Origin of the sequence: Streptomyces niveiscabiei, from assembly GCF_001419795.1 — a bacterium.
Lineage (GTDB): Bacteria > Actinomycetota > Actinomycetes > Streptomycetales > Streptomycetaceae > Streptomyces > Streptomyces niveiscabiei.
This window is the reverse complement of sequence record NZ_LIRL01000211.1, coordinates 1-9,608: the sequence shown is the minus strand read 5'-3', so window position 1 is coordinate 9,608 and position 9,608 is coordinate 1. Positions and strand designations below refer to the sequence as shown.

General features: G+C 71.3%; 11 protein-coding genes and 1 tRNA gene. 3 read left to right on the top strand and 9 right to left on the bottom strand.

Annotated features, from left to right (window positions below):
• A partial coding sequence (locus tag AOK24_RS11955; protein ID WP_240553833.1) for an ABC transporter ATP-binding protein occupies positions 1 to 1,476 on the bottom strand: 1,476 nt, incomplete at its 3' end.
• A gap of 224 nt (positions 1,477 to 1,700) precedes the next feature.
• Here AOK24_RS11955 and AOK24_RS11950 point away from each other — a divergent pair.
• Complete coding sequence (locus AOK24_RS11950; protein WP_055720040.1) at positions 1,701 to 2,516, top strand: SAM-dependent methyltransferase; 816 nt, start codon at positions 1,701 to 1,703, stop codon at positions 2,514 to 2,516.
• 81 nt (positions 2,517 to 2,597) lie between these two features.
• Here the strand turns inward: AOK24_RS11950 and AOK24_RS11945 are convergent.
• Positions 2,598 to 2,671, bottom strand: a tRNA-Pro gene (locus AOK24_RS11945).
• A 137-nt stretch (positions 2,672 to 2,808) separates the two neighbouring features.
• Between AOK24_RS11945 and AOK24_RS11940 the strand changes: the two genes are divergently transcribed.
• Positions 2,809 to 3,534, top strand: a complete 726-nt coding sequence (locus AOK24_RS11940) for a thiamine pyrophosphate-dependent enzyme (protein ID WP_055720039.1) — start codon at positions 2,809 to 2,811, stop codon at positions 3,532 to 3,534.
• Positions 3,535 to 3,582: 48 nt separating this feature from the next.
• Positions 3,583 to 4,500: a transketolase family protein gene (locus tag AOK24_RS11935; protein ID WP_055720038.1), complete on the top strand. Its 918-nt coding sequence runs from the start codon at positions 3,583 to 3,585 to the stop codon at positions 4,498 to 4,500.
• A gap of 1 nt (position 4,501) precedes the next feature.
• On the opposite strand, the gene AOK24_RS11930 is transcribed toward AOK24_RS11935, so the two are convergent.
• From AOK24_RS11930 to AOK24_RS11900, 7 genes are all read right to left on the bottom strand, one after another.
• Entirely contained in the window at positions 4,502 to 4,858 is a 357-nt protein-coding gene (locus AOK24_RS11930) for an MmcQ/YjbR family DNA-binding protein (protein ID WP_055720041.1), read from the bottom strand.
• 39 nt (positions 4,859 to 4,897) lie between these two features.
• The gene (locus tag AOK24_RS11925; RefSeq protein WP_055720037.1) at positions 4,898 to 5,800 is read right to left on the bottom strand and encodes a LysR family transcriptional regulator; all 903 of its coding nucleotides are present in this window, start codon (positions 5,798 to 5,800) and stop codon (positions 4,898 to 4,900) included.
• Between the two features lie 43 nt (positions 5,801 to 5,843).
• Complete coding sequence (locus AOK24_RS11920; RefSeq protein WP_055720036.1) at positions 5,844 to 7,055, bottom strand: glycine C-acetyltransferase; 1,212 nt, start codon at positions 7,053 to 7,055, stop codon at positions 5,844 to 5,846.
• Between the two features lie 9 nt (positions 7,056 to 7,064).
• Entirely contained in the window at positions 7,065 to 8,093 is a 1,029-nt protein-coding gene (gene tdh / locus AOK24_RS11915) for an L-threonine 3-dehydrogenase (RefSeq protein WP_055720035.1), read from the bottom strand.
• Between the two features lie 148 nt (positions 8,094 to 8,241).
• The gene (locus AOK24_RS11910; protein ID WP_055720034.1) at positions 8,242 to 8,775 is read right to left on the bottom strand and encodes a GAF domain-containing protein; all 534 of its coding nucleotides are present in this window, start codon (positions 8,773 to 8,775) and stop codon (positions 8,242 to 8,244) included.
• Positions 8,776 to 8,803: 28 nt separating this feature from the next.
• Positions 8,804 to 9,424, bottom strand: coding sequence for a GTP-binding protein (locus tag AOK24_RS11905; protein ID WP_055720033.1), 621 nt, complete (start codon positions 9,422 to 9,424; stop codon positions 8,804 to 8,806).
• The coding region (locus tag AOK24_RS11900) for a DUF742 domain-containing protein (RefSeq protein ID WP_159051845.1) at positions 9,402 to 9,608 on the bottom strand (207 nt) is incomplete at its 5' end. The genes AOK24_RS11905 and AOK24_RS11900, both read right to left, overlap by 23 nt.

The following is a 9,608-nucleotide window of genomic DNA, read 5'->3' as shown; positions in this document are numbered from 1 at the left end:
CTGGCGCTGGCCGCCGGAGAGTTTGACGCCCCGTTCGCCGACCATCGTGTCGAAGCCCTCGGGGAGCGCGTCGGCGAACTCCGTGACGTGGGCGGCCTCGGCGGCCCGGCGGATGTCCGCGTCGGTGGCGTCGGGCCGGGCGAAGGCGATGTTGTCGCGCAGGCTGCGGTGGAACATGGCGGGTTCCTGCGGGACGTACGCGATGAGGCTGCGCAGGTCGGCCTGGCGCAGCCGGCTGATGTCCTGGCCGCCGACGAGGATGCGCCCGCCGTCGATGTCGGTCATCCGCAGCAGCAGCCGGGTGAGCGTCGTCTTCCCGCCGCCGGACCTGCCGACCAGCCCGATCTTCGTACCGCCCGGCACGTCCAGGTCGAGCTTCTCGAAGAGGGGGTCGCCCCCGCCGTGCGCGAAGGTGACCTGCTCGAAGCGGACGTCGGCGGAGCGCGGCGCCAGCGCTTCCGGTGTGGGCGAGTCGACGACGGTCGGCGAGGTGAGCAGCAGCTCGGTGAACTGCGCCGCCTCGGTCATGGAGCTCTCCATGCGCCGGTAGATCTGGTTGAACTCGAACATGATGCGCGTGGCGTTCATGAAGTACGTGAACGCCACGATGACGCCCTCCACACTGTGCCCGCCCCCGGCCAGCGTGACCGCGAGCAACAGCCCCAGCGCGTTGGTGAGGACGGACATCGGCGCGACGAACGTGTCGATGCGCAGGTTCCCGTAGTCCCACGACCTCAGCATCAGCCGTTTCGACTCCGCGACCCGCACCCGGTGTTCGGCGGCCTCGCGCTCCTCGGCGGCGAAGGCGCGCACGGTGTCCATGTTCGTGAGGCTGTCGGCGACGTGCCCGGACACCCGGGCGATGGCCTCCTCGCGCTGGGCGACGAGCCGCTGCCGGCGCCGGATCAGCGGCGTCACCCCTACGGCCGTCACCGCGATCATCGTCAACAGGCAGACGACGAGCCAGGGTTCGTAGCTCCACAGCACCACCGACCCGAACGCCAGCGGCAGCAGGCTCCCCGCGACCTGGAACGCCAGCGTGTCCGCGAACTCCTCGAACCGCCCGGCGAAGCTCAACACCCGTTTGGTCAGGGACCCCGCGAAGTTGTCGTGGAAGAACGCGGCGTCCTTCGCGAAGAGTTCGTCCATGCCGACGACGTACAGGTTCTCGACGCCGAGCGCGTCGACCCGGTTCAGACAGTGGATGCCGACCCGCCACAACGCCTCGGCCGTCAGCATCACGAGCGCGAACCCCACGACGTACGGCAGCGCGGTCGAGACGACCACTTCCCCGTCGTCCGCGATCCGCCCCACCAGTTTCGCCACCACCAGCGGCGCCACGTAGTTGATGCCCGCGTTCCCCAGCGCGGGCAGCAGCAACGCCGGCAGCGCCAGCCATCTCAGCCGTCCCAACTCCCGTCCGTAGTACCGAAGGGCGAGCAGCACCGCGCCCTTGCGTGATTCAGCCGTATCCATCCCGTCCCTGTGTCGCTCAGGTCCCGGGCGCGCGAAAAACGGCGCGCGCAAGCGGGACAAATCGGAGGAGGAACGGGAAGTCTCCCGCGCGGGCGGGGGCGACGTCCAAGCGTTTTTCGGCGATCGTGTACGGCAGAATGACGCCCACCGACGTCCCGGAGCGCAGCCGCGCGCCCCAAGTGCCCGTTTCCAGGCGGCTCTTGGGCGCGTGAGGAGAGGAAGACGTGAGCGAGAAGCAGAGCGCCGACGCAGCGGCTCAGCGAGTTGACACCCGCACGGCACACAACGCTCGCGTGTGGAACTACTGGCAGGGCGGCAAGGACAATTACGAGGTCGACCGGCAGGTGGGCGAGCACGTCGCCGGCATGATCCCCGTCATCCGCGACATCGCGCGCGCCGACCGGGAGTTCCTCGGCCGCGCCGTGCGCCGTCTGGCGCGGGAGCACGGCGTCCGCCAGTTCCTGGACATCGGCACCGGCCTGCCGGCGCTGGAGAACACCCACGAGATCGCCCAGCGGATCGCGCCCGCGTCACGGATCGTGTACGTCGACAACGACCCCATCGTGCTCGCGCACGCCCGCACCCTGCTGACCAGCGCACCGGAGGGCGCCACCGACTACATCGACGCCGATGTGCGCGACCCGGACGCCATCCTGCGCATCGCCGGAGACACCCTCGACCTCACCGAGCCCACCGCCCTGATGCTGCTCGGCATCCTCAACTTCGTCCTCGACGACGGCGAGGCGCGAGCGATCGCGGCCCGGCTCGTGGAAGCGCTGCCCTCCGGCAGCTTCCTCGTCCTGACCCACCCCACCACGGACCCTGACCTCGGCGGCGACCTCCAGCTCCAGGCCATGGACTTCTGGAACGCCAACGCGAAGCCCCCGGTCACCGCCCGCGGCAGCGAGGAGGTCGCCCGGTACTTCGAGGGCCTCACCCTCCTGGAGCCCGGCCTCGTCCCCTGCTCCCGCTGGCACCCGGAGCCGGGCGAGGAGCCCGCGGTCGTACCCCAACTGGGAGCCGTGGCCCGGAAGCGGTGATCCCCCACCGCTCTTCCCGCGAACACGTCGAAGGCCGTGTCAGATCTCTCTGACACGGCCTCTGTTCTCCGACTTCCACAGTCGGGACGACAGGATTTGAACCTGCGACCCCTTGACCCCCAGTCAAGTGCGCTACCAAGCTGCGCCACGTCCCGCTGCCCGTTTGACCTGGGGTTTCCCCTGGTTGAACGCGCAGGGAAAATATACCGCACTCGGATCGCTGCTCGCGCATCGCTTTTCGCGGCGGGCCGGAGTTGACCTCAACTTTGGTTGAGGTTGCACGATCGGTGGCATGACGATCACAGAGGGAACCCGTCGGACGTACGGGTACGACGAACTGGCCGGGCTGATGGAGCGGATGACCGGCGCGGAGAAGCACGGACCGGCGGCGACGTCGACGATGGACGTGCTGTGGGTGCTGTACGACCGGGTGCTGAGGGTGACGCCCGAGCGGGCCGAGGATCCGGATCGGGACCGGTTCCTGCTGTCCAAGGGGCACGGGCCGATGGCGTACTACGCGGTCCTCGCCGCGAAGGGGTTCCTGCCGGTGGAGTGGCTGGACGGCTTCGGGTCGTACGACTCGCCCCTCGGCCACCACCCCGACCGCCTCCTCGTCCCCGGCGCGGAGATCGGCAGCGGCTCGCTCGGCCACGGTCTGCCGCTGGCCGTCGGTACGGCCCTGGGCCTGCGCGCCCAGCACCGGCCCGGCCCCGCCGTCTGGGTCCTGATCGGCGACGCCGAACTCGACGAGGGCAGCAACCACGAGGCCATCGCGTACGCCGGTCCGACCGGCCTCGACCGCCTGCACGCGGTCGTCATCGACAACGCCTCCGCCGGCCACGCCCGGCCCGGCGGGATCGCCGCGCGGTTCGAGGCGGCGGGGTGGTCGACGGCCACGGTCGACGGGCGCGACCACACGGCCCTGTACGAGGCGTTCACGGCACCGCACGCCGGGCGACCGCACGCGGTGATCGCCCAGGTGGAGCCGAAGAACCCGGCCCAGGTCCGACGGGGCTGAAGCCCCGCAAGAGAACAGAAGCACCCGCACTCCGAAGGAGCCCCCCCCATGGACACCATGCGCGACCGCCTCGCCCCCACGCTCACCCGCCTCCTCGACGACGACCCCCGCGTGGCCGTCGTCCTCGCCGTCATCGGCTCCGACAGCTTCGCCGAGGCGAGCCGCCGCCACCCCGAGCGCGTCATCGACGTCGGGATCAGGGAACAGCTGCTGATCGGCGCGGGCGCGGGCCTGGCGCTCACCGGTATGCGCCCGGTCATGCACACCTTCGCCAGCTTCCTCGTGGAGCGCCCCTTCGAGCAGGTCAAGCTGGACCTGGGGCACCAGGACGTGGGCGCGGTGCTGGTCAGCGCGGCGGCGTCGTACGACTGGCCCGCGGGCGGTTTCACGCACATGTCGCCCGGCGACGTCGCCCTGCTGGACACGCTGGACGGCTGGACCGTCCACATCCCCGGCCACCCCGACGAGGCGGAGACGCTGCTGCGGCACGCGGTGGCCGCCGGGGACGACAAGGTGTACGTCCGCCTGTCGGAGCTGTCCAACGACGAGGCCCGGCCGGTCGACGGACACGGCTTCCTGACCGTACGGGAGGGCCGGCGCGGCGTGGTCCTCGCCGTCGGGCCGACGCTGGACGCGGTGCTCGCGGCGACGGAGGACCTGGACGTGACGGTCCTGTACGGCACGACGGTCCGCCCCTTCGACGCGGCGGCCCTGCGCCGGGCGACCGACGCGGCGGGCACGGACGTCGTCCTCGTCGAGCCGTACCTCGCGGGCACCTCGACGCCCGCCGCGAACGACGCGCTGGCCGACCGCCCGCACCGGGTCCTCGGCCTGGGGGTCGGCCGCCGTGAACTGCGCAGGTACGGCACGGTCGAGGAGCACACGGCAGCTCACGGACTGGACGCGGAGTCCCTGCGGAAGCGGATCGACGGCTTCCTGACGGAACGCGCGCCGGCGACCGCCTGACCTACACCCCCGCCACCCCCAGCCCCGGATACGCCTCCAGCAACCGCGTCGGCGCGGCCTGTCTCCACGAGTCCGCGAGGATCGCCCTCAGCTCCTCCTCGTCCTCCACCGCCGCGAGCCGCGCCCGCACCCACGCGAACTGGGCCTCGTGACCGGCGATCCAGAACTTCCCGGGCTCGGCGAGAACGAGTTCGTCACGCTCCTCCTTGGGACAGCGCACCGCGATCGACGTCTCGTCCTCGGGGAGCGTGACGAACATCTTCCCGGCGACCCGAAAGGTCGGCATGCTCCAGGCGACCTTCTCCGTGGTGTCGGGCAGCGACAGAGCGATTCGGCGTACATCTTCAGCGTCCAGCATGCTCCGCACCGTACCGGCCACCACTGACAGTCACCCGCCTCACGGATGGCTCACCTCGGCCAGTGCCTCCAGGACAGGCCGGATCAGTGGGTGGGTCTCCGCGCCGCGTCTTATCGCCGCGAAGACCCGGCGGGTCGGGGCGATGCCGTCCACGGGGCGGACGCGGACTCCCGTGAGGGCGGTGCCGAGGAGGGCGGAGCGGGGGACGAGGGCGACTCCGGCGCCGACGGCGACCAGGGCGACGACTGCGCGGAAGTCGTCCGAGGCGTGCTCCATGCGGGGCTGGAACCCGGCGTTCTCGCAGGCCAGGACGGCGACGTCGTGGCAGGGGTTGCCGGGGTAGGGGCCGACCCAGGTGTCCTTCGACAGCTCCGCGAGCGGGACCTCGGGCGTGTCCGCGAGGCGGTGGTGCGCGGGGAGGACCGCGTCGAAGGGCTCCGCGTAGAGGGGTACGTGGGTGAGGCGGGGGTCGTCGGCGGCGGGAGCGCCCCGGTACTCGACGGCGACGGCGACGTCCACCTGCCGGTCGAGGACCATCGGCAGGCTCGCGTCGCCCTCCGCGTCCTGGACGCGCAGCCGGATGCCGGGGGCGGTCCGGGCGAGCCGGGTCATCGCGGGCGCGACGACCAGCGCGATGCCGGTCGCGAACGCGGCGACGGTGACCGTGCCCGCCTCGCCGTTGCTGTACGCCGCCAACTCGGCTTCCGCGCGCTCCAGTTGGGCGAGCACGGCGTTGGTGTGACCGAGCAGGATCTCGCCGGCCGGGGTGAGCCGTACGCCCTTGGCGCCGCGTTCGACGAGGCGGTGGCCAGTCTCCTGTTCCAGGGCGGCGAGCTGCTGGGAGACGGCGGAGGGGGTGAGGTAGAGCGCGGCGGCAGCCGCGGTGACCGTACGGTGGTCGGCCACCGCGCGGAGGATGTGGAGCCGCCGGGCTTCGATCATGGGTCTGATTATCGCAAGATGTCCCAAGCCTCTCGAATTACCCTCAGCCTTCGAGGTCCGCCGACGCCTCCAGTTCCTCGCGCGCCGACACGAACGCGTCCACCGCCCGGTTCACGTCCTCCGTCGAGTGCGCCGCCGACAGCTGGACCCGGATCCGCGCCTGTCCCTGCGGGACGACCGGGTACGAGAACCCGATCACGTACACGCCCCGCTCCAGGAGCAGTTCCGCGAGCCGCCCCGCCTTCGCCGCGTCCCCGATCATGACCGGCGCGATGGGGTGGTCGCCGGGCAGGATGTCGAACCCTTCCTCGGTCATCCGCCGCCGGAACAGCGCCGTGTTCTCGGCGAGCCGTTCCCGCAGGTCACCGGCGGACTCCAGGAGGTCGAGGACGGTCAGGGAAGCCGCCGCGATGACCGGCGCGAGGGTGTTGGAGAAGAGGTAGGGCCGCGACCGCTGGCGCAACAGCGCGACGATCTCGGCGCGCGCGGCGACGTACCCGCCGGAGGCGCCGCCGAGGGCCTTGCCGAGGGTGCCGGTGATGATGTCGACCCGGTCCATGACGCCGTGCAGTTCGGGGGTGCCGCGTCCGCCGGGGCCGGTGAAGCCGACGGCGTGGGAGTCGTCGACCATGACCATCGCGTCGTACCGGTCGGCGAGGTCGCAGATGTCGCGCAGCGGAGCGACGTACCCGTCCATCGAGAAGACGCCGTCGGTGACGATCAGGCGGCGGCGGGCGGACCCGGCCTCCTTCAACTGGCGCTCCAGGTCGGCGAGATCGCGGTTGGCGTAGCGCAGGCGGCGGGCCTTGGAGAGGCGGATGCCGTCGATGATCGACGCGTGGTTGAGGGCGTCGGAGATCACCGCGTCCTCCTCGCCGAGCAGCGTCTCGAAGACGCCGCCGTTCGCGTCGAAGCAGGAGGAGTAGAGGATCGTGTCCTCCTGGCCGAGGAACCGGGAGAGCCGGGCCTCCAGCTCCTTGTGGACCTCCTGCGTGCCGCAGATGAAGCGGACGGAGGCCATGCCGTAGCCCCAGCGGTCGAGGGCGCGGTGCGCGGCGTCGATCACGTCGGGGTGGTCGGCGAGGCCGAGGTAGTTGTTGGCGCAGAAGTTGAGGACCTCGCCGGGCCGCCCGCCGGAGCTGACGTTGACGGTCGCGGACTGCGGGGTGTCGATGACGCGTTCGGGCTTGTGGAGCCCGGCGGCGCGGATCTCTTCGAGGGTGGCGCGCAGGTCGTCGCGTACGGAGTCGAACATGGGGTTCCTTCAGCTCGTCCAGTCGAGGATGACTTTGCCGCCCCTGCCGCTCGCGGCGTCGGCGAAGGCGGCCTCGTGGTCGCGGTAGCCGTAGCGGCCGGTGATGACGGGGGCGAGGTCGAGGCCGCCCTCCAGGAGGACGGACATCGCGTACCAGGTCTCGAACATCTCGCGGCCGTAGATGCCCTTGAGGGTGATCATCGAGGTGACGATCCGGGCCCAGTCGACGGGGAACTCCTCGGTCGGCAGGCCCAGCATGGCGATCCGGCCGCCGTGCGTCATGTTGGCGATCATGTCGCGCAGCGCCTCGGGGCGCCCGGACATCTCCAGGCCGACGTCGAAGCCTTCACGCAGCCCCAACTCCCGCTTCCCGTCGACGATCTGACGGTCCGACACATTCAGCGCGAGGCTCACGCCGACCTTCCGCGCGAGGTCGAGGCGCTCCTCGCTGACGTCGGTGACGACGACGTTGCGCGCCCCGGCGTGCCGGGCGACTGCCGCCGCCATCAGGCCGATCGGGCCCGCGCCGGTGACGATGACGTCCTCGCCGACGAGCGGGAACGACAGGGCGGTGTGCACGGCGTTGCCGAACGGGTCGAAGATCGCGGCGACATCGAGGTCCACGGGGACGCGGTGCACCCACACGTTGGACGCGGGCAGCGCGACGTACTCCGCGAACGCGCCGTCCCTCCCCACGCCGAGCCCCACGGTCGCCCGGCACAAGTGCCGCCTCCCGGCGAGGCAGTTGCGGCACTTCCCGCACACCAGGTGGCCCTCACCGCTGACCCGGTCGCCGATCGCGACGTCCGTGACGCCCGCGCCCAGCTCGACGACCTCGCCGACGAACTCGTGCCCCACGACCAGCGGCGTGCGGATCGTCTGCCGCGCCCAGCCGTCCCAGGCCCTGATGTGCAGGTCGGTGCCGCAGATCCCGGTGCGCTGCACCTTGATCAGTACGTCCCCGGCGCCGACCGCCGGCTCCGGGACGTCCCGCAGCCGCAGTCCCGGCTCCGCCTTCTCCTTGACCAGCGCCTTCAACGCAACGGCTCCTGAGGTGAGTCGACCGGCTCGCGGGCACGACGAGGTGACCCGGGTCCGGGGAGGGGGATGGATACGACGACGAATCTGCCGTACCCGTGCCGCCCCGGTCCATCGAGCTTTTCTTAAGCGGCGCCGCAGCTCCGCTTCACGCCCTCTCCTCCAGCATGACGACGAGTTCGGCGGCGGTCGCCTTGACCGTCTCAAGTCCCGTGGTCCCCCAGGCCCTTGGGGCGAGGTCGGCGACACAGACCGTGCCGAGGACCATGCCGGTGCTGTCGGTCAGGGGGGCGCCGAGGTACGACCGGATGCCGTACTCGTCCACGATCGGGTTGCCGGCGAAGCGCGGGTAGTCGGCGACGTCGCCGAGGGCCAGCGCGCGGCGCCTGACGACGACATGGGGGCAGTAGCCGTGGTCGCGGGGCAGCTCGCGCCCCAACTCCCCGCGGGCGCCCGGCGCGACGTACAGGCCGGCGAAGAACTGGCGTTCCTCGCCCACGAAGTTGACCATCGCGTACGGGGCGCGGGTGAGGTCCGCGAGGCGTTCGGCGAGGCGGTCCAGCATGGGCTCCGCGCGTTCCCCGAGGCCGAGTCGGCTCAGCCTCCGGGCCCGTGCGGGGGCCTCCCGGTCCTCCGGCGTGACCAGCAGCCGCCCCACCGGCCGCGGCGGTCCGTAGCTCATCCCAGGGCTCCTCTCTGCGAGTTGGGGGTCATGCGCGGGCGTTCTCGGCGGGTGTGTGGGCGATGAGGTGCTTGACGAGGGTCAGCAGGGTCTGGACGCCGGACGCGGAGATCCGTGCGTCGCAGCGGACCACCGGGATCGCCGGGTTGAGGTCCAGAGCGGCCCGGACCTCCTCCGGGTGATAGCGGTGGCCGCCGTCGAACTCGTTGACGGCGACGATGAATCCGAGGCCGCGCTCCTCGAAGAAGTCGACGGCCGCGAAGCAGTCCTGGAGGCGGCGCGTGTCCGCGAGGATCACCGCGCCGAGCGCCCCTTCGCACAACTCGTCCCACATGAACCAGAACCGCTGCTGGCCCGGCGTCCCGAACAGGTACAGGACGTGCTCCGGGTCCAGGCTGATGCGGCCGAAGTCCATCGCGACGGTCGTCTCGACCTTGTTCTCGACGCCGTCGAGGCTGTCGGTGCCGGCGCTGACGGTCGTGAGCAGCTCCTCCGTGCACAGCGGCGCGATCTCGCTGACCGCGCCGACGAAGGTGGTCTTGCCGACCCCGAACCCGCCCGCGACCAGAACCTTCAGCGCGGTCGGGAACGGGGTCTGATCATCGTGGGAGCCGTACGCGTCGTACTCACAGCTGTCGTCGTAGTCCATCGAGCACCGCCTCCAGTAGGGCCCGGTCGGTGGGGTTGTGGTGGAACTCCGGGGGTTTCGTGGTCAGAGCCCCGCAGTCCACCAGGTCCGACAGCAGCACTTTGGTGACCGCCGCCGGCAGTTTCAGATGGGCGGCCACCTCGGCCACCGGGACCGGGGCGCGGCACAGGTCGAGCGCCTGCGC